A 19,940-nucleotide genomic window follows, 5' to 3' on the forward strand; every position below is an offset into this window, starting at 1 on the left:
TCACAGTGCCCAGTCTGCAAGAGATTGATAGACTGATTCGTATGGTGTCTGCCGAGATTGTGCCAACGACCATTGAGTCACTGGCCAATCAATCGCTTGGATTGAATCAGGCAAGCTGCAGTGCCTTACATTTCTTACCAGCGTGACGTGTGGTGTAAATGGATATGTGTCGTCATACCGGATTCTCAAGGCAGAAAGCAAGTGCTGCAGATCCTGCACAAGAGTAGTTAATTCTGCTGGACATTGGCTTGTCCCGGCCACCACGACTCCGGCTTTTTTCCAGAAGCAAACCTTATCCAGAGTCAAATTGAATGGAGATTGCCGGATAGCCGGGGCTGCCTGACACAATCGTGGAATATTACCTTGATCGATTTCGCCCATGAATGCCAATGTCAGATGTAGATTTTTCGGTTGAATGCAACGACCTGAACAATCATCCGCCAGCTGCCGCGCCAGTTTGGCCAATTGATCTCTTGCGATGTCCTGTGGCCACAATGCAAGGAACAGCCTGACAGGATGAGCAGCGCCGGGCATTATGGCTGTGCTTCGCCCCTGTTAGCGATCAGGCAGACCACTTCCGCTACGATACCTTCACCACGCCCGACAGCACCGAGTTTCTCGGCAGTTTTTGCCTTGATATTAATATTTCCAGCAGGCATGGCGAGATCCTGTGCAATGTTGGCTATCATTCCGGGAATATGGGGGGCCATTTTAGGTGCTTGGGCAATGATCGTCGCATCGATATTCACAACACGATAACCCGTTTCAGCCAGCAACCGGTGAACTTTACACACCAGCTTGCGACTATCAATATCTTTATAACGTGCATCGGTATCGGAAAAATGCTTGCCAATATCCCCCAAGGCGGCAGCACCCAGCAGCGCATCACACAAGGCATGCAGCAGCACATCCGCATCCGAGTGGCCCAGCAGACCCTTCTCATACGGAATAGTCACGCCACCAATGACAAGCTCACGCCCGGCAGCTAACTGGTGAATATCAAACCCTTGTCCGATTCTGATTTTTTTCATGATAACTGGGTAATATGTTCTGAAGTGAGCAAGCTACTCAAGTTCTGAGGAAACAGCAGAAATCATCTGATTGCCCCACCTGCACACTCCTGTACGGATAGAATCTGCGATTATCGCATGGCCAAGCAAGCCCTGGTAACACCGGCATCACCCAGGACAAGCGTTTCTTCGCTACACAGCAGGTTGGCACCAAAGTGCCATGAGTTGCCTTTCTTGCTTGAGTGCATTTCAGGCTTGCGTTTACCCTCAGTATTCCTGGTAGAAGGTGGTGCGGCAATCAGGCTGGCATCGACGATCATACCTTGTTTGAGAAACAGATTTTAGGCTGCTAGTTGGCGATTGACAGTGGCAAAACCTTGCTGAGCCAGGTTATGTTGTTCCAGCAGGTGACGAAAACGCAGTATAGCGCTTTCGTCAAGCATGCGATTCAGTTCAAAATGGCAGATCTGGCGCAATCTCATCAAGGGTATCTTCCATGCCCGGATCAGAGCAGCTGTAGGCAATATGCACGCGCAACATATTTTTCAGTGGTAGTGGTTGCTCGCCATGGCATCCATTTGTCGGGTAGTACGGTTCGATCAGGACAATAAACTCTGATCAAGGAGGCAAACGCTCAATCTGAGTAAAAAATCACTCTTTATGAAAGGATTCGTGCAGAGACTCCTTAAATCCAAATTGATTGTTGTTTTCTTGATTTTTAGCTGCTCTGAACAGAACAGGATTATTCGGAGCAGCTTGAAAAACATTTGATTATTCTGGGTTTATTTGACACGGCTGCGATATTCGCGTGTGCGAGTATCAATTTCGATCTTGTCACCGATTTCACAAAACAACGGTACCGGCAACTCGAAGCCAGTAACAATTTTGGCTGATTTCATTACCTTGCCTGATGTATCGCCTTTGACTGCAGGTTCAGTGTAAATAATTTCGCGCACGACAGAATTCGGCATTTCAACTGAAATAGGTTTGTCATTATAAAACACAACTTCGCACGGCATGCCATCTTCCAGAAAACTGAGTACATCACTCATGGTTTCTTCTTCAACTTCATATTGATTGAACTCGGCATCCATAAATACATACATGGGGCTGGCATAATACGAGTAGCTCACCTCTTTTTTCTCCAGCACGACTATATCGAATTTATCATCTGCCTTATACACTGCCTCGCCAGGTGATTCTGTCAGCAGATTCTTGTATTTCATTTTTACAACCGAGGAATTACGCCCGGATTTGGTGAATTCGGTCTTCAGCACAACCATAGGGTCTCTGCCGAGCATAAACACATTACCTACACGAAGTTCTTGAGCTGTTTTCATCTATTCTAATCAATATAAGTCAAGGAAAAAAAAGGATATTATACTTTGACTTCCCCAATGTAATGAAGAAATAACTACTGGTTTCTGCAAAAATTCACCAGATTGGAAGCCAAATCAGGAGCCTGAGCAAGCTGTTCAGCCCATGCTATGGCATGTTGTTGCAACGCCTTGTGGTATCGCCGGAAATTATCCCAGTCCAGCTGTTTATTATTATTCCAGCCTTGATGCAGTGCTCGCAGCACATCAGCTGCTTCTTGGACCAATCCCTGGCAATAAAGATTCAGAAAGGCCTCAAGTTTGGGAAGATGCGCATCTTCCTGCTGTGGATAAATTTGCCAGATTACTGGCCGCGCTGCCCACTGCGCACGCACGAAGGAATCTTCGCCCCGCACAAAATTACAATCGCACACCCACAATAAACGGTCATAATTTTCTTGTGGCACAAAGGGAAGCACCTGCAACACCAAATTACCGCGCTGCACGCTATCCCCTGCCACCAGGCGTGATTGTCCTGCCCATGCAGCTGCTTGTCGCGAGGCCACACCTTCCGGCAACAAACATCGCACGGGTGAAGTTGAAATGACCCATGCTTCCAACAGATGACCAACTGGCGCATGGTCATAGCAAAACAGGGAAACGATAGTTTCGTCAGAAGCAGGAACAGGAATACTCAGTTCGTGCCACAGTTTTGCCGGATCAGATTGCAGGGAATCGCGTTGTGCAAACAACCCCGCCTCCTGTATCACTCCCCCAGTTGCCGCAGTAAAACCAGGAAAAAAGAAATATTTGGTTAATGGCAGGCGTGGATGCGGTGAAGCTAGCCTATGGTAACCTTCCACCCATGATTCAGTAGATAAATACTCCAGATTGATCCACATGCACCCTTCCTTCTCTTTCATATCCACAGAATCTACCGCCTGGGATGAAGCCACAGCCATTGCCATTGCCATTACATAATTGGCTGGTAATTCACAGCCGAACGCCTCAATCACCACATCTGCCGGCACAAGATTTGGAAACGGCTCAATCCAATGTAGAATTTGTATGTTCCGGATATACTGAGCTGTCAGATTACTATCAACTTCCGGACAAATTCGCTGTAATGACCCTAAATCATCCACCAGCAAACGCACCGTCATGCCAAATTCTGTAGCCAGCTGACGTGCCAGACGCCAGCAAACACCAACATCTCCATAATTATCAACGACATGACAGAAAATATCCCAGCGCATCATTTTTTTCTTTAATCAGATAAGCCGCAGCATTACCCTGTTTGACATTCCGGGCATTTCCCGATACGTTATTTTCATCGAAAGAATCACCCCTTGCCCTCTATTTATCTTGCTGTTCCTGCCGGAAATATGCCAATGAAAATCACCTTTTTCAGCACTCAACCGTATGACCGTGAATCATTCCTCAAACATCAAGCCGATTCGCGCCTTGAACTTATTTTTATGGAAGAAAAACTGACTGAGTACACTGTATCCCTTGCCAGAGGAAGTGAGATAGTTTGTGTTTTCGTCAACGATACACTTAATGAAAATATTATCCGCCAGCTGTCTCAATTGAATATTCAGCTCATCGCCCTACGCTGCGCCGGCTTTAATAACGTGGATCTCAAAGCAGCTCAGGCGTGTAATATCAAAGTAGTACGGGTACCAGCCTACTCCCCTCACGCCGTGGCAGAACATACGCTGGCGATGATCATGACACTCAACCGCAAAACGCATAAGGCATATAACCGTGTCCGCGAACAGAATTTTTCGCTGAACGGCTTGCTTGGTTTCGATCTCTACAAGAAAACAGTGGGCGTCATTGGTACCGGCCATATCGGGGAAGTATTCTGCCGCATCCTGCATGGCCTGGGCTGCAACATTTTGGCCTGTGATCCGATAAAAAAACCAACTGTGGAAGCAATGGGCATTCCGTATGTCCCCATGAGCGAGCTCTTCCCCCAATGCGATATTCTTTCGCTGCACTGCCCACTCAATGAAGAAACACGCTACCTCATCAACAACGAAACGATTGCACAAATGAAAGCGGGCATCATGCTGATCAACACCAGCCGTGGCGGATTAATCGACACCAAGGCCGTAATCACCGGGTTAAAAACAGGAAAAATCAGTTATCTGGGTATTGATGTCTACGAACAGGAAGCCGATCTGTTTTTCCAAAACCTCTCTGAACAGATCCTCCATGATGACACTATTGCCCGGCTCATGACCTTTCCCAATGTCCTGATTACTGCGCACCAGGGGTTTTTTACCCAGGAAGCACTCAGTCAGATTGCCCTTACAACACTGGATAACGTAAGGCAGTTTATAGATGGAGAGGTGCTGATTAATGCAGTCAGTAAGGACAATGGATAATCTTCCAATATCCACCTATGAGTTGTATGGGAGCCAATATGTTGCAAGGCTCCGAATGCCGCCGGCCTGCAACTTGATTAGAAATTATGCTACCAAAAAATTTCCAAATTACAACAATCGGAAAGACAGTGCAGCAATGAAGGTAGGCAGCAGTGCAAACAGCAGCAATCTGAATGGATGCACTGCTTCATCATCGAAGTGGTTGCGCAGAATGGTTACTCCTGCCGGGTTCGGGGCATTGGCAATAACAGTTAAACCACCTCCTGTCACTGCTCCGCTAGCCAGGGCATATTTATGGCTATCGGATAATCCTTCAACCAGCGAACCCAGATAGGTCAGCGCAGCGTTATCAGTAAAAGCGGTCAGAATGGTTGCACCCAGAAACATCTGATCACTGGTCATACTCATCAATACTGGCTGCAGCCACCATTGCTGCTGGCCACCCAATACCACCAGCCCGGCCAGAAAAAAAGCCACCAGCAGTCCTTCACGCAAGATCAAACGATCCTGATAATGTTGATAAGCATGAGCAATCCCTAGAAAAAAGAGGAACAGCCCCATAAATATGGCAGGATGGTGAGAAAAAATTACGATACCTACGAGAAAAGCCAGATGTATACATGTCAGGGCAAACGGAACAGTATCACTACGGTTACTTTCCTCTGTTTCTGGCAACAACCGCAATTCTTCGCGGAATAGCAGTGTTATGCATAAGGCGTTTACAACAACGGCAAGAACTGCTTTCCAGCCGAATGTTGACAGCATAAACATAGTATCCCAGCCCCATTTTCCGGCCACCATCAGAATTGGAGGAGCGGCAAAGTGTGTGAGTGTGCCACCAATAGAAATATTCACGAATAGTACAGCCAGCGTAGCATATTTCATGTGTGTGGAGATTCCTTTCATGAAGATACGTTCGGCCAGGATCAGCGCGGCTAGTGTCATGGCTGCCGGTTCCGTGATAAATGAACCAAACAAGGGAACCAGTGTTAACACGGTAAAGTAAAATCCCATGCTACCCGGCAAGGGTATGATACGGGCGAAAAAATCCACAGCAATCGTTGCTGTTCGCAGGATAGGGCGAGTTCCTGCAACCACCATGATGGCAAAAACGAACATCGGCTCGGTGAAATTACGTGAATCGATGTAATGTACTGCTGCTTTTTCACTATCGGCAATAAACAGCATGACAACCAGTACCATCGCCCAGAAGCCAAACACCACCTCCACTTCGCCCAGCAAATGCCACAGCCCGGCGTGAGTCGGCTGGATAGAGGCCAATCGCTTAAAAAAACCGGTAGTAAACGTGTGCAAAATAGCCAGAACAAACAATATCGTACCAATTAATTCCACAGCAGTCGGTGTCATCACTTTATCCAGGAATATTACTTTGAGTTATTTTTACACCAATCCGTGTCATGGGCGCTATACACCTTGCTTTAAACTGGCTTCGATGAACACATCTAAGTCTCCATCCAGTACGGCCTGAGTATTGCCAACCTCGATATTGGTGCGCAAATCCTTGATGCGGGATTGATCCAGAACATAGGAGCGAATCTGGTGCCCCCAGGCAATGTCCGTCTTGGAATCTTCGATCGCTTGTTTGGTTTCATTGCGCTTTCTCAATTCCGCTTCATATAGGCGAGATTTCAGCACTGTCATAGCATCGGCACGATTCCGATGCTGGGAACGTCCGCTTTGGCATTGAACAACAATCCCGGTTGGAATATGCGTGATTCTGACAGCTGAATCAGTTTTGTTAATGTGCTGCCCACCCGCTCCGGAAGCGCGATAAGTATCCACTCGCAGATCCGCCGGGTTGATATCGATTTCTATACTGTCATCTACTTCCGGATAGACAAATACGCTGGCAAAGGAAGTATGCCGGCGATTTCCTGAATCAAAGGGAGATTTACGCACCAGCCGGTGGACACCGGTTTCCGTGCGCAAGTAACCATAGGCATATTCACCGCTTACTTTGATTGTTGCACTCTTGATACCAGCCACATCGCCGGGAGATTCTTCCAGTAATTCCACTGCCAGGCCACGTCGTTCACAATAATGCAAATACATTCTTTCCAACATCGAAGCCCAGTCTTGTGCTTCCGTTCCACCAGAGCCAGATTGGATATCAATGAAACAGTTATTGGGATCCATCGGGTCCGAAAACATTCGGTGAAACTCCATTTCTTCCACCGTTTTGGCAAGTCCCGCTACATCCTCGGAAATACTGTGCAAAGTTTCATCATCGCTTTCTTCCTGAGCGATCTGCAGCAATTCTTGCGCGTCCTGCAATTGGCGATCAATCGATCGCAGGGTGAACACGATATTTTCCAGAGATTTTTTTTCGCGCCCTAATTCCTGAGCACGCGCCGGGTCATTCCAGATGGCAGGATCCTCAGATTGACGCTCAAGCTCTGTCAGCCGTACTTGTTTGGCATCAAAGTCAAAGATACCTCCGTAAAATTTCACCCCTGTGCTTTAAATCATCCAGTTGTTCGGTCAAAGTATTAATATGTTCAGCTTCCATGGCAGTATCTCATCCAAAACCATTGATTATACTGTAAGTCGAATTGGTACATAATCTGGCAAAACGAATGCGAGTATAATAATCAGTTAAAGACACTACCACATGGGTGATCTTTTTCTATTTTCCCATTACTTTAATAAAGTATCGGTCAATCGTATAGAGATAGATATTGATCGGTATCGTAAATATCACAGGCAAGATAAGACGGGTGATCGCATTGGTAATCAGCCACATAGGCCCCTTCGATACAGTGTACAGCCGGTTGACCCATTTACCACTGCCTTTGAACAGTGCATCAGCCATTTTCGATAGAACAAACGACAGGGTAAATATCACCAGGAACCAATAAATTCGAGGAACCAAATCCAATGCGAATTTTTGAAAACTTTCCTGGTCACTGACGATTTTCCAGGTACTGACGCCAAACCCCCACTCTATACAAAAATAAATCAGGAAAAAGATGATAGCGAGGCTCAGGATAACCGGCACGCTTACCATCAACAGGCCAAGTGATTGTTTGGTGCCTGCAATCCCTTGCAGTACGTAGATGATCGGCTTGAAAAATTTGTGATGACCTTGCTCCAGCCGCTTCAATATTCTGGAGTCACCTGCTTTCAGTCCGGGTTGATACTGGCTGAATCGCCAGTTTCCATGCAAGTGTGAAGATGATACATAAGGCTTCAACTTTAAAAGCGCTGATTGGGACATTTGATAACCATCTGCCTGCAAGCAATCTGCTTCTACCTCAGTAAAAGAATCCAGATCGGTACGAATGCGTGATAACGCATATTGCGCTTCCTCCGATACTTCAAATTGAGAAGATGAAGAATCGATCTCAATCTCTATTTTCTCACCAGGTAGCCAACTGATCTTGCTGGCGGATAGCCCGTGTGTTAAATGAAAATAGGCAACATGCTTATCCTGGATTTGTATTAGATTGTTCACTACCTCTTCCCGTACCCGCCTCATCAAAATTGAGCTGCTTGAGGCAAGAACCGATAATAAATCAGTTCGGGGGTTATTCATTGCGGCAACCTGGCCGGAAGCATCGCTTACAACGAAATCAGTACACATATAATCAGGATCCAGCAAGCTCGCAATACCCTGATTATCATAGGCACCGCCGTCAATGAGTTGCACGCGACGATCCTTATATAAGTTGGAAATAGCCATGGGAGGGAATATGCCAGGCACCGCTGCTGATGCGGCCACAGCGTTTCCTAACAGAAAATAAGGTTCTCTGGAGGTAATCTCCTCATAACGCATACGGCGATAACGATCTCTTTTGTCGATATCGCGAAAAATTGGATTTCTCGGAGGTACTTCACCCATACTCATGGCGGTAAAATACCAGCTATGCGCAGAATTCAGACTGACAGCATTAATCATGAGTATGGGTACTTTATGCTTGCGTCCAGGATTGCCGCTTACAGTACATGGATGGAAAGGTTGTTCTACTCCCTGTGGCTGAATCAGCAGATCACTCATTCGTATGGGGCGATCACCAACATTTATCAACGGCCGGTAAATATAACGCTCGTATAATTCACCGATCGAATCTGATCGGGAATAATTGGGAAGCGCCATGCGCATATTTTTGAAGGGATTGGCAAAAGTTCGCAGTCGTAAATTTTTCTGTACTGCGTTTAGAAAATGCTCTTCCAGTTTTTGTACCAGCTCAACATAATCCGAATCGGTAATATCACAATCGGCTTTGGATTCCAGCAAAATCTTCAGTAACAGGTAATAGGCTGCGCCCACTATTGAACCACCCGATACAGTTGAAATGGATTCCACATGCTTTAGCATTCCCAGTTCCGCCATGCGTGCGAGCACACCTATATGATAGAACGATGCCCTGAATCCCCCTCCCGATAAAGCAAGCCCCAAGCGTTGATTACATTCCGTTGCTTCTATCATTTTCTTTCCCCTTTATGGTGAAATTCCACTAAAGCTGTCTCTTTGGAAAAATCTTTTTGAAGCAAGCCGGATCTGGCCAACATAAACCAGAACTGGTTTACATATCAGTCATTATTTGTTCCGCCTAAACAGTTTGGTGATGGAATATAGAATCAATCAAATACTTCATCTCCTGTCGGTTCAAGGTGAGTGGTTTCATTCATTTCCTGGCGGAATCTGGATAATTCGTAATACATTCTAAAGCGTGCCCGGTTTATATTGCCCAGGGGCTTGTGTTCAGGAAGGCAATGCCAGGGATTCATTTTTAGCCGTTTGGCAAACTCGAACTGTGCATCCGAATCAAATTTCTGTTTAGGAATATGGATGGTGGCGGCAGGAATGAATGAAGAAAGTTTTTCCGGCCAGCGAACCGAACTGTCCTCAATGGGCATTAAATGAGGATCCGTCTGTACCTGGATCATCAGATCAAACTCAACTTCTTTTTCATCGAGCGTCTTGATCATGTTCTCCCGCAAATAATTGAACGGCGGTGTACCAAAAGGCAAGCCGGGAATATGTCTTTCAACATTTTTTGTTTTTGGCACGAACGAATACATCATCGCCTGGCCCTCACCCAGCAGATAAGGCGTGCAGCTCCAGTAGCGTTGTCCCAGCGGATTATACTGAGTGGCAGTCCACAGGCTCTGCATGAAAAAATCGAGTAAGTGAGAATCTTTCGGATTGAGAAAATAATAAAGCGTCATATCCACCAAGCTCCAGTATTGCAGCTTGGCGTTTTCTCGCGTATTAGGTGTAACAAACGTCGCCCCTCCGCTGGTTGCAATGAAGTCTTGCGTCAGTTTTTCTTCACTCATCAGCTTCTCGCCCGGGACCCCCATAATTTTCACCGCCATGCTCATAAACCCGACATCATCAATATCAGCAGGTACATTCGGGCCAGGTCCGGAATAGCGAATATAGGCCGGATAACTGCGCGGATGAGCAAAAATACCCTTACGGCAATGTTCCGGCAGATCATCCCGGATGGTTACGGTGGCACGTACAATACCGTGTGTTTTGGTATTTCCTCCCCGTTCATAGCCGCCCGGTTTAAAGCGCCCGCGCATTTGATCCATCATCAGATCGATAATTTTATTTAGGCTTTTTTCTTCGTCAGGATCAAAACTTTCCTCCGCCAGCTTTAAATTTTCATTCTTGTGCCGTCGCCGGTTAACAAAGAACTGAATAATTCTCGAACCTGGTTCGCGAAAAAGATAGTCCCACTGCGGTCGAAACCAAGGTTCCAATCGACGCTCAATGCGTAACAGCTGAATCAAAAAATTGTGAATCGCCTTGAGTACCCGGTTCTTGATCGTCATTATCATGATGAGCCACCATTTCCATTAGGAGGTAAAGCTGAAATGTACTTGAGTGCACGCAGTCCGGGCATAAAAAAATATCCACCTCCCAGTACAGTTGTAAATTGTGGCAAATGACAAGTTCTTTGCACTGGTCCGGATGGAGTGGGACGATTAAAATGATCGGTACTATCACCATTCATTAGGGGTTCACGATTTCCCAACAAAGGATCCGGCTCCTCTTGCAAACCATCAAATTTACTATTCACGATCCAGGCATTTTGGACAAATTCGAATTGCCGGCCTATGTTGGCGACCAAACAAATAAACTGCAGACCGCGTTCAGCAGCAGGTGCATCCGGTTTGACAGCGTCTTCCGGTGCAAGAACAGGGCCATAACTGCGACCTCGCCGCAACAAGCGGTGAAAACGAGAAGAGGCAACAAGATCTTCCTCCGGTTTTTGCCCAAACCCCAGGATTCTAACCAACCGACCTATAAAAGCGATTACGCTGAAACCCGTTGCACCCGGCGGCAGATCGCCTGTACGGGGATTGGCCCTGCGTACATGGGCACTAACCGGACAATGGTTTCCTTTCGGATCCAGGTCATAGGTAAAATGGTTGCCGTGATCCTTGCGCGAAATCCCCGGAATGTGCTCTGCAATCAAAGGTGTACCATTTCGTTCCCTACCCACCATTGATGCGGCAAGCTGCTCACGTTTTTCCGGCGTAGAATCTGATACTTTGTTGAGGAATCGCCAGAAACCGGGAACATCCTGCCCCAGCTGCCGAAGCACCAGATACGTTCCATTGCGGCCAAAATCCTTCAGTGCAGGATTATCTTCTGCATCCGGCAAATTGGCTGCCAATTTATCATTCTGAGGATCGATCAGTGGTCGTGCGGTGTATTGTCCATATTCATTGGGATAGCCAAGTGCCATCTCCCCGGCAGCCAGTAAATTGGTATAACGATCATTTGCATGCGAATCCGTGCTGTGCCGATCTGCCCAGTCAATTTCGGGCTGACTGATACCATCCTCAAACCCAAAAGGCTCAATCCGCCCCATGTCCGAGGTGGGTAAATGTTTCAATAATTGAAATGCCTGTGAAAAATACTCGCCTTCCACTGTTGCTCTCCAGGCATCAAGCTCCCCCTCTCTGGCATAAAGCAGCAACAGGACGTGCGGCACCTCTGCCACATTACTCCCCCATTTCCAATACCTTGGTGCATTGCGTCCGATATCACCCAGCCGGCGCGAACAATTTTCATTTCGGGTCATGCCATAAATAAACTCATCGGAGAAATCATCAATGATTGATTCACTTACTCCCAATGCACGTAAACCTTGCACAGAAAAAGCAATCTGCAATGCCGTATCAGGCGATGGATGGTTTGCAATGGCACTGCTGACCGGTGCTATGCTCAGCCATTGTTTGGCTGCGTTCGCATCTGCGATTTTCAGCAGCATAAAACAGGTATCGGTCAGTTTCCCGTACCCAAAACGCAGCAATCCCTGCAGATCATCAAATTCAAAATCACTTGATTTTTTCATCCCCATCCTCCCTCAGATCAGACTGAGCCATTCACGGATTTCCGCATCATTGGATTGACGAATTTCCACACCTTGCCGAATACGGCTGTTGCGTGCCAGATCAACGGCTGTCAGTCCCGGATAAGCCTTGTACCAGACCTCCGTCGGTATTTGATGCCGCCGTTGCGTATATTTGAATGCGTGCTCACGCTGTGCACCTTCCTTAATCATCCATTTTGTCGTCGGGTAGCCAACCGCATTACTAAAGGTAAGATTTAATCCCCAGCCAACTTTGTTGATAAAATCATCCATATAGCTTTCGTGGCTGCCATCGTAATTACTGGCAAAAAAAACCCGATGATTATTGTCCATGAATACCCAGCGGGCGAAATGGATCGTTTTGATGCGTGCGAGAAAACCACGGTTGTAAATGTGCCTGGCAAACCAGTCGGTCAGCAGGAGTATGAATTTGAAGGTTAACAGGCGGAACAACCCCGGCTTTACATCACCAAATACACTGTATTGATTGCTGACATCCCAATCTTCCTGCTCTGAAAGTGCTTTGATATGGTCATAAGTTGGCCGGATAAAGAGTTCAGGGTCAGAGCGTTCCCGCTTTCTTAACCATAGCGCAAAGAAAGGAGCGATAACCAATAACAGCGGGGAAAAGAGTATCAAGATCAGCGGCACTCCGATTTTATGCAGCAGATTGCGAGTTTTCCATTCACTTGGTGTCAGTTCTGGCGAAGAGAGTACAAGCCTGCCTTTATATTTTTCCATTTCAATATGCGACAAAAGTTTCTGCCGTAGCGCACGAATATTTTCCTGTCCAACCTCCGCAACAATTTTCTGTAAACAAGCAGAAAGGCTGTGATGTAGCGCTGCATCTTCATGTATTTGCCTGACAGTCCGACCCACCCAATTAACATAATTAGCCCTGGGGTGAATGTTATACGTTTCCATCCATCCCAACAGGTTCTGATCTTCCTCGGAAAAATCGTCACAGTGGGAGAAAATTTTTGTCAGCCCCAATCCTGCGTGTTCCACCAGCTCCGCCAGGAAAGTATGCATATCCCCATCAATATCACCAAGAAAAGCAAGAGTGGGCCGCCACGGCCGTGGTTTTACACCAAACTCCTTAATTTCTTGAAGCGTTTTTGCTTCTATGATCACAAACCGCGCAAAATGCAAACGATCAAATTTCCCGAATGGAACCAGGTTGTTATCGGGATCAGCGTGTCCCGGAATTTTATTCATCGAAGCCAGCAAGGCGCGCAGATTCTGCAACTCACCAACGCGCACCGTTGCGGTAATCATGAAGGTAGATTGAGGTGTCATGGTTTTTTCTGTCCCGAATAAACAGTTGGCTGGCTGGTTACTGAGTATCGCTTCGTGTCAGGGCAAAATCCAGGACACGTGTTTTACCCCACCATACTTTTCCAAGATAAATACCGGGCTCAACCTCGCGAATTTCATCGCGAATCACTTTGGCAACAAATGAAGTTTTGGAATAATCGATAACGATGGTGTCTTTGCCGTCGAGCCAGCTTTTGTCGCGATAGACCTTGGCAACAATAAATGTCAAACCAAAGGGGGTAATCTTGTTGACAAGAACACCTGCCTGACCACCCGGGCAAAATAAATCAAACACCTTGCCTTGCCACGCAAGAAGACGTGCAAAGGCTGCTACTGTTTTTGAAAAGATGGACCCTGCCAGAATTGCTGTACCACGTGCATCACCTGCCGGAATATTTCCCGGCGTGGCATGGCGATAAATTTCATCCAGCTCTTCACGTGATTTACCCAACCAAATCTTGACCGTGTTATTCATTTTAGTTACTCCTCGTGGTTATCCCGAAAATAAATAAATCGAACATTTGGCAACACGCGATCCGAGACAAGTGCATGTGCCCACCACATCAGATAAATCAGGTGGAAAGCTCTTTGTGGAAAGAAACCTACCTGTATCGAACTCAAAAACCTTACTTTGAATAAGCTTATTCCTGGTTTATCCAATATTCAACTGTTTAATATTCTCAGAATAAAATAATGTCAAATAACTATCTGTCATCTGATTTTCATTAAAATTAATTCCAAATACTGCAATACCTTCAATAAAAAAAGGAATATATTATTAATAAGCATACTGTAAGTAAGGGCTTGGAACTTTAGCTCGTCCTGATCAATAATTTAACGGGAGATCATCATGAAAACATGTAGAAATATCCTTTATTTCACTGGGATCAGCTTGGTTTTATTGCTTGCAGGATGCTCAGATGACTTATCCCTGAAAATTGCCGCCGACTGTATCAAGGGCAATCATGCCCAGTCTGGAACGGTTCTGGATGAAGCACAGTGTGTAAACAGATCTGCAGAGAGTTTTCCGGGAGCGGATGAAGATTATTTCAAGGATATGGATTATGGAATCAGTCAGATTCCTGATAAGGTAGTCGCTGCACTTGAGCCTTTCGTGCCCGGTATCTCCCGGAATCCAGATCAAGCTGTCCAATCTATCGTTAAAGGCCGCAACAACTGGATCGTCTGGACAGGTGGTAACGATAAGTTCTGGGATTACATGAACGCGAAGAGCTTTGGTAGCTTCGATCTGTTAAAGGTGCTGTCAAACCATCCCGGGCTTGTGAAAAAACCCGGGTACAGTCGCGATAACCGTTGGAACTGGTTTGGTCTGGTCAATGAACCGTGCTTCATGAAAAACACTGATGCACAAGGTAAGCTGATTGGGCGAGAAGATCGTTTTGGCTTGTATCTGGATGTACGAGATTCTAACTGCCCTGCTGATCCTTTTGAAAATGAGGAAAAATATCCAGGTGTTAAGATTGGTGCGCGCGGAAAAACCGTACCGGTAGGATCTTATTACGGCTACGCGACCGGCATTGTCGGTCTGCGTTTATTCCCCAATCCCGACTTCGATGAAGCTGCAAAGAAACATTGGAATGCCGAGAAATATTATTCTGATCCCGATTACTACAATGATCCAAAACTGGTTAAACCGTACCGGGTCGGAATGGCCTGTGGTTTCTGTCACGTAGGGCCCAACCCGACCAATCCGCCTAAAGATCCGGAAAATCCGCAGTGGGCCAATCTTAATTCCAATCCCGGAGCACAATATTTCTGGTTTGACCGAGTGTTTGCGTATGAGGCCGATAAAACCAGTTTCGCTTACCAGCATCTCCATACCAACCGCCCGGGTGCGTTGGATACCTCACTCATCTCTACTGACTATATTAACAATCCGCGCACCATGAATGCTGTTTATAGCCTTCCTGCACGGATGCTGAATGCTTTGCGCTGGGGCGAGGAAAAACTGAACAGCGGCGAGCGGAATAACAAGCAATTCAATCATTTTAAGGAGATTCCAGCTGATAGTCCGCTTAGGGCTTTTTTCAAAGATCCTGACACGGTACTAACGCCGCGTGTGCTCAAAGATGGTGCAGATTCAGTTGGTGCACTGGGTGCTTTGAACCGCGTATTTGTTAATATCGGCCTGTTCAGCGAGGAATGGCTGCAGCATATTAATCCTTTGGTAGGCGGTAAGCCGTTCACGCCCTTTCCAATTAAAATTGCCGAGCAAAATTCCAGCTATTGGCGAGCAACCGAGCAGCAGACACTCGATGGCGCCTTGTTCTTCCTGGCTGCAACTCCACCGGATCATTTGAAGGATGTTCCTGGAGGTGGGCATTACCTGATTGATGACGAAAAAACCCTGGAGCGTGGTAAACAGGTGTTTGCCGAGAATTGTGCCGCTTGTCATTCGAGCAAACTACCGGAACAAGCATCTGAATTTTTCCCGGATAACGGCTGCGTCGGCCCCAACTATCTGAACTGCTGGAATGAATATTGGCACTGGACTAACTCATCCGAATTCAAAGAGCAAATGACAAAGCTGGTAATGGAAGAAGATTTTCTCAAGGAAAATTTCCTGTCCACAGAGTTGCGCATCCCGGTTACATTACTGGAAACCAATATCTGCGCGTCGATAGCGACCAACGCCATCAAGGGAGATACCTGGGACAATTTTTCCTCAACCTCCTATAAACAACTACCTTCGGTAGGAGAAGTATTGATCCACCATCCGGTTACACGCGAACCTGTGGTCTATGCCATGCCAGACGGAGGGCGTGGTTATATCCGGCCACCTTCTCTCACAAGCATCTGGTCTACCGCCCCCTTTTTACTGAATAACACGGTAGGGAAGTTTTATCCATCAGGTTCAGTAGAAGATCGTATGAAATCCTTCCAGATCAGCATAGAGCAGCTGCTCTGGCCCGAGAAACGCTATTGTGATCAAAAAGATTTGTATTACTACGAGCATAGTGAAAAAGAGAAAGACTCCTATGCATATGACTCGGAAACAACAAACAGTTGTGAGGGGAAAACCTACCTCACTCAGTCCGGCAAGGAAATACCAGGAATTATTGATCGAACGACTGAAAGGAGTGAGCTGAAGATACCAAAAGGTTATCTGCCCTGGTATGTCAGTATCTTTCCCATAGGAGATGGATTGGAGCTTGGTCCGTTTCCTGCAGGCATTCCGGTCAATCTGATTTCCAATACCAATATGGAAATGAACTGGGGGCAACGACTTTCCCTTTCATGGGATCTTGTAAGCGCCATCGGGTGGAATATCTTTGATTTATGGAAAGCACAGGAAAATCCCGAAAGTATTACCGATGAAGAGTTGCGCAAAATGTTGAGCGGTATAGTAGATCCTTTATTGGCAGTGAATAAATGCCCAGACTTTGTTGTTAACCGGGGGCATTATTTCGGCACGGACTACCTGCCGGCAGAAGAAGGCAGAACAGCGCTTGATGACAGTGACAAACATGCTTTGATCGAGTTTCTTAAAACCATGTAATTCTGTACGACAGGTATTTCAGGATGCAGCGAAATACCTGTCGTGCTTCTCAGTTTACAGGCCATGATGCTCAATCCGGTTTTGCTTCAGGAGATGATTTGTGATTAAGCCTGCCCACCCGGAAAATAATCAGATCAATAGTGGCAATGACGAAAAGTTTGACTATATCGTCATCGGTTCTGGTGCAGGAGGCGGGCCGCTTGCCTGCAAACTGGCTCTGGAAGGGTTTCGTGTGCTGTTGCTGGAAGCTGGGGGAGATGACGAGCCATGTGATTACAGGGTTCCTGCATTTCATGCGCGCGCTTCTGAAAATGAAGCGCTTCGCTGGGACTACTTTGTGCATCATTATGGTGACAAAGCCCGGCAAGAGCAGGATTGTAAGTTCAGCAAAGAAAAGAATGGCGTACTTTACCCTCGCTCAGGCACGCTTGGCGGGTGTACTGCCCATAATGCCATGGTTCTGATGTATCCCCACAATAGTGACTGGGATGACATTGCGGAACTGATGAATGATCCAAGCTGGCATAGTAAAAATATGCACAAGTACTTCCAGCGCCTGGAACGCTGCGAATATGTGCCAAGATGGAAAATTTGGAGTCGCCATGGGTTTGAAGGCTGGCTGCCCACCAACCAGGCCAGCCCATGGATGCTGTGGAAAGATGAAGTACTAACAAAACTGACACTCTCTGCGGTGGAAGAATCCAGAAGCATGATGCATCCACTCAAACGTTTTTTCCTGGGAATTCTGAAATTCATTATTCGTTTCGATCCCAATGACTGGCGCTTGATTCGCAGAATCCCCGAAGGGCTATGCAAAATTCCAATCACGACACACCGCGGCAAGCGGGCGGGTACCAGAGAGTACATCCTGCAAGTCCGTGAACAATGTCCTGACAAACTGGTAATAAGAACGCACGCACTGGTCCAGCGTATTCTGCTCAATGAACATAATCGGGCCTACGGTGTGGAATATTGTGTGGGTGCCCATCAATATCGGGCTGATCCCCGGCACGAAGAAACAGTTGTCTCCGAAATAAGAATAGCATGCGCAGAGCACGAAATCATTGTAGCTGCCGGTGCTTTCAATACTCCCCAACTGCTCATGCTATCCGGAATTGGTCCACGAGAAGAACTGGAAAAATATGGAATTGAAGTAAAAGTAGCGCTGCCTGGTGTAGGGAAAAATTTGCAGGATCGTTATGAAATCGGGATGGTAACAAGACTTAAAGAAAATATCCCTCTGATCAAAGGAATGAAACTGCGCCCGCCTGAACCTGGAGAAGAGCCTGATCCGCAATACACTCTGTGGCTTCAGGGGAAAGGACCGTACACCACGAACGGTGCAACGGTCGCTCTCATCAAGCGTTCTTCTTTCAAACAATGGGATGATGATCCGGATCTGTTAATTTTCGGATTACTCGGAAATTTTAGCGGATACTACCCTGGCTATGCTCATGACATTACCAGGGATAACAGCCGCTACCCCAATGCACGGTGTCATAAAAATGATGATCGCTCCAATATCTGCCAGGAAAATATCTTTACCTGGGCCATACTCAAGGCGCACGCAAGCAATACAGGTCATGTCACCTTGCGGTCTAGCGATCCACGCGATGTGCCGGATATTAATTTCAACTATTTCCCTGAAGATTCGGACAGCGGTGATAGCGAGAAGGATTTGGATTCAGTAGTAGAGGGTGTGGAAGCTGTTCGCAATATCCTCGAATATTGCGGAGATCTGATTGAGGAAGAGATCCTGCCAGGAGCAAACGTCAGCAGTCGCGATGAAATCAGGCAATTTATCAAAGATCAGGCCTGGGGGCATCATGCTTCCTGCACCTGCAAAATGGGGCCACAGAGCGATAAAATGGCAGTTGTTGACAGCCGATTCCGCGTGTATGGAACCACTAATTTACGCATCGTTGATGCCTCAATCTTCCCCAAAATACCCGGCTTTTTTATCGTATCTGCTATTTACATGATCAGCGAGAAAGCCAGTGAAATCATTATTGAAGATGCAAGAATGAACGCTACGTAACGCTTTTTTATGTGTACAGCAGCAGGACCGAGTAAAGCAGAGAGTATTACCAGCCACATCTGGTGACGATCAGGGCTATTGTTCACGAGGATAAAACTTTACTTAACTCTATTTTCTGTCCTGTGATTCGGCCGCAAGAAAATGAAATAGATAAGGTAACAGTAGTGATGGTTTCTCTTCCTGAACGGCGTGACCAACATTATTCAGGATAACGAGTTTTGAATTAGGCAGATTTTCATGCAGACGTTTGCCGATGGCCAACGGCACAATCTCATCTTCTTTGCCCCAGACAATCAAGGTAGAGACAGTCAGGCCAGCATAGTTGTTCGCGAATTGTTGCAAGTCAGGGGGCAATATTTGCCGCGCAGTCGTAAGTAAAGCATATTTTGCGCCCGGCTTGCCAAGGTCAGTGGCATAGTAGTTAATAGCAGCCTGTGGAATCAGCGCATCATCGAAATATACTTTCTGCAGAAGATCCTTCACCTGAAAGGTATTGGGAAGGCCATACGTGACCAGTGGGCCAAGCACCGGGGTTGCGAGTATTTTTATAAAGCTGGGTAGTTCCTGTGGATAAGCAATGCTATCGATCAGTACCAGGCTTTTTTGCAGACCGGGACTGGACGCAGATAAATAAACTGATGTAACCAGTGCGACCCCGCCCCCGTAGGAATGCCCAATAATATGCAGATGCTTCAGATCATTTTCGAGGATGAAATTTCTGACCAGCCTGGCCTGCTCATAAACGGAATAGGCATCATCGTGTGGCTTGGGTGAATCACCAAAACCTTTCAAATCAATAGTAATGACCCGGTATTTTTGTGCCAGCGGTTCAATAATATGCCGCCAGCTATAGCTGCTTGCACCGAAACCATGAATAAGCAATACCGGATCGCCGGAGCCGATGCTTCGGGATGCCAGCTGAAATTCATGCGTTTTATCCGGATCACGGTACTGCGCCCAACCGGGAATATTCTTATCCATAACAACA

Annotated in this window: 17 protein-coding genes; 3 read left to right on the forward strand and 14 right to left on the reverse strand. The window is 46.6% G+C overall.

Annotation, left to right across the window (positions count from 1 at the left end; genetic code table 11):
- The 6 genes from thpR to earP form a co-directional block, all read right to left on the reverse strand.
- The gene (gene thpR / locus ACZ5EJ_RS06045; protein WP_464556748.1) at positions 1-534 is read right to left on the reverse strand and encodes an RNA 2',3'-cyclic phosphodiesterase; all 534 of its coding nucleotides are present in this window, start codon (positions 532-534) and stop codon (positions 1-3) included.
- A complete protein-coding gene (gene ispF, locus ACZ5EJ_RS06050; RefSeq protein WP_464556750.1) occupies positions 534-1,031 on the reverse strand; it encodes a 2-C-methyl-D-erythritol 2,4-cyclodiphosphate synthase in 498 nt (165 codons plus the stop codon). The genes thpR and ispF overlap by 1 nt, the downstream gene beginning before the upstream one ends.
- A gap of 110 nt (positions 1,032-1,141) precedes the next feature.
- Positions 1,142-1,330, reverse strand: a complete 189-nt coding sequence (locus tag ACZ5EJ_RS06055; RefSeq protein ID WP_049753106.1) for a hypothetical protein — start codon at positions 1,328-1,330, stop codon at positions 1,142-1,144.
- Positions 1,331-1,351: 21 nt separating this feature from the next.
- Positions 1,352-1,492: a hypothetical protein gene (locus ACZ5EJ_RS06060; protein ID WP_166484996.1), complete on the reverse strand. Its 141-nt coding sequence runs from the start codon at positions 1,490-1,492 to the stop codon at positions 1,352-1,354.
- A gap of 300 nt (positions 1,493-1,792) precedes the next feature.
- Positions 1,793-2,350: an elongation factor P gene (gene efp / locus ACZ5EJ_RS06065; protein ID WP_011634371.1), complete on the reverse strand. Its 558-nt coding sequence runs from the start codon at positions 2,348-2,350 to the stop codon at positions 1,793-1,795.
- Positions 2,351-2,424: 74 nt separating this feature from the next.
- Positions 2,425-3,585 (reverse strand): elongation factor P maturation arginine rhamnosyltransferase EarP, encoded by a 1,161-nt coding sequence (gene earP, locus ACZ5EJ_RS06070; protein WP_011634372.1) that lies wholly within the window; start codon positions 3,583-3,585, stop codon positions 2,425-2,427.
- 132 nt (positions 3,586-3,717) lie between these two features.
- On the opposite strand from earP, the gene ACZ5EJ_RS06075 reads away from it, so the two are divergent.
- Positions 3,718-4,719 (forward strand): 2-hydroxyacid dehydrogenase, encoded by a 1,002-nt coding sequence (locus ACZ5EJ_RS06075; RefSeq protein ID WP_041353486.1) that lies wholly within the window; start codon positions 3,718-3,720, stop codon positions 4,717-4,719.
- A gap of 108 nt (positions 4,720-4,827) precedes the next feature.
- Here ACZ5EJ_RS06075 and ACZ5EJ_RS06080 read toward each other — a convergent pair whose 3' ends face one another.
- The 7 genes from ACZ5EJ_RS06080 to ACZ5EJ_RS06110 all read right to left on the reverse strand — a co-directional run bounded on the left by ACZ5EJ_RS06080 (position 4,828) and on the right by ACZ5EJ_RS06110 (position 13,869).
- A complete protein-coding gene (locus ACZ5EJ_RS06080; protein WP_011634374.1) occupies positions 4,828-6,087 on the reverse strand; it encodes a putative Na+/H+ antiporter in 1,260 nt (419 codons plus the stop codon).
- 57 nt (positions 6,088-6,144) lie between these two features.
- A protein-coding gene (prfB, locus tag ACZ5EJ_RS06085; RefSeq protein ID WP_110332638.1) for a peptide chain release factor 2 occupies positions 6,145-7,249 on the reverse strand; the annotation gives its coding sequence in 2 pieces (ribosomal slippage) (positions 6,145-7,167 and positions 7,169-7,249; 1,104 coding nt in all).
- Positions 7,250-7,366: 117 nt separating this feature from the next.
- Positions 7,367-9,169, reverse strand: coding sequence for a patatin-like phospholipase family protein (locus ACZ5EJ_RS06090; RefSeq protein ID WP_074455644.1), 1,803 nt, complete (start codon positions 9,167-9,169; stop codon positions 7,367-7,369).
- A gap of 152 nt (positions 9,170-9,321) precedes the next feature.
- A complete protein-coding gene (locus tag ACZ5EJ_RS06095) occupies positions 9,322-10,533 on the reverse strand; it encodes a catalase family protein (RefSeq protein ID WP_083331308.1) in 1,212 nt (403 codons plus the stop codon).
- Complete coding sequence (locus ACZ5EJ_RS06100; RefSeq protein ID WP_074455642.1) at positions 10,530-12,059, reverse strand: Dyp-type peroxidase; 1,530 nt, start codon at positions 12,057-12,059, stop codon at positions 10,530-10,532. The genes ACZ5EJ_RS06095 and ACZ5EJ_RS06100 overlap by 4 nt, the downstream gene beginning before the upstream one ends.
- A gap of 12 nt (positions 12,060-12,071) precedes the next feature.
- Positions 12,072-13,376: a hypothetical protein gene (locus ACZ5EJ_RS06105; RefSeq protein ID WP_074455641.1), complete on the reverse strand. Its 1,305-nt coding sequence runs from the start codon at positions 13,374-13,376 to the stop codon at positions 12,072-12,074.
- Between the two features lie 37 nt (positions 13,377-13,413).
- Positions 13,414-13,869, reverse strand: coding sequence for a hypothetical protein (locus ACZ5EJ_RS06110; protein WP_074455640.1), 456 nt, complete (start codon positions 13,867-13,869; stop codon positions 13,414-13,416).
- Between the two features lie 375 nt (positions 13,870-14,244).
- Here ACZ5EJ_RS06110 and ACZ5EJ_RS06115 point away from each other — a divergent pair, with 375 nt between their 5' ends.
- Both ACZ5EJ_RS06115 and ACZ5EJ_RS06120 read left to right on the forward strand, forming a co-directional pair.
- The gene (locus ACZ5EJ_RS06115; RefSeq protein ID WP_074455639.1) at positions 14,245-16,914 is read left to right on the forward strand and encodes a c-type cytochrome; all 2,670 of its coding nucleotides are present in this window, start codon (positions 14,245-14,247) and stop codon (positions 16,912-16,914) included.
- A 100-nt stretch (positions 16,915-17,014) separates the two neighbouring features.
- Positions 17,015-18,952, forward strand: coding sequence for a GMC family oxidoreductase (locus tag ACZ5EJ_RS06120; protein ID WP_218117868.1), 1,938 nt, complete (start codon positions 17,015-17,017; stop codon positions 18,950-18,952).
- Positions 18,953-19,060: 108 nt separating this feature from the next.
- On the opposite strand, the gene ACZ5EJ_RS06125 is transcribed toward ACZ5EJ_RS06120, so the two are convergent.
- A complete protein-coding gene (locus ACZ5EJ_RS06125; RefSeq protein ID WP_240142213.1) occupies positions 19,061-19,933 on the reverse strand; it encodes an alpha/beta fold hydrolase in 873 nt (290 codons plus the stop codon).
- Positions 19,934-19,940 lie beyond the last annotated feature (7 nt).

It is taken from the genome of Nitrosomonas sp. TNE100, assembly GCF_055387135.1.

Bases quoted from the DNA above. Each gene is read 5' to 3' on its own strand.
- thpR (WP_464556748.1), bottom strand. From the start codon at position 534: ATGCCCGGCGCTGCTCATCCTGTCAGGCTGTTCCTTGCATTGTGGCCA.
- ispF (WP_464556750.1), bottom strand. From the start codon at position 1,031: ATGAAAAAAATCAGAATCGGACAAGGGTTTGATATTCACCAGTTAGCT.
- ACZ5EJ_RS06055 (WP_049753106.1), bottom strand. From the start codon at position 1,330: ATGATCGTCGATGCCAGCCTGATTGCCGCACCACCTTCTACCAGGAAT.
- ACZ5EJ_RS06060 (WP_166484996.1), bottom strand. From the start codon at position 1,492: ATGAGATTGCGCCAGATCTGCCATTTTGAACTGAATCGCATGCTTGAC.
- efp (WP_011634371.1), bottom strand. From the start codon at position 2,350: ATGAAAACAGCTCAAGAACTTCGTGTAGGTAATGTGTTTATGCTCGGC.
- earP (WP_011634372.1), bottom strand. From the start codon at position 3,585: ATGATGCGCTGGGATATTTTCTGTCATGTCGTTGATAATTATGGAGAT.
- ACZ5EJ_RS06075 (WP_041353486.1), top strand. From the start codon at position 3,718: ATGAAAATCACCTTTTTCAGCACTCAACCGTATGACCGTGAATCATTC.
- ACZ5EJ_RS06080 (WP_011634374.1), bottom strand. From the start codon at position 6,087: ATGACACCGACTGCTGTGGAATTAATTGGTACGATATTGTTTGTTCTG.
- ACZ5EJ_RS06090 (WP_074455644.1), bottom strand. From the start codon at position 9,169: ATGATAGAAGCAACGGAATGTAATCAACGCTTGGGGCTTGCTTTATCG.
- ACZ5EJ_RS06095 (WP_083331308.1), bottom strand. From the start codon at position 10,533: ATGATAATGACGATCAAGAACCGGGTACTCAAGGCGATTCACAATTTT.
- ACZ5EJ_RS06100 (WP_074455642.1), bottom strand. From the start codon at position 12,059: ATGAAAAAATCAAGTGATTTTGAATTTGATGATCTGCAGGGATTGCTG.
- ACZ5EJ_RS06105 (WP_074455641.1), bottom strand. From the start codon at position 13,376: ATGACACCTCAATCTACCTTCATGATTACCGCAACGGTGCGCGTTGGT.
- ACZ5EJ_RS06110 (WP_074455640.1), bottom strand. From the start codon at position 13,869: ATGAATAACACGGTCAAGATTTGGTTGGGTAAATCACGTGAAGAGCTG.
- ACZ5EJ_RS06115 (WP_074455639.1), top strand. From the start codon at position 14,245: ATGAAAACATGTAGAAATATCCTTTATTTCACTGGGATCAGCTTGGTT.
- ACZ5EJ_RS06125 (WP_240142213.1), bottom strand. From the start codon at position 19,933: ATGGATAAGAATATTCCCGGTTGGGCGCAGTACCGTGATCCGGATAAA.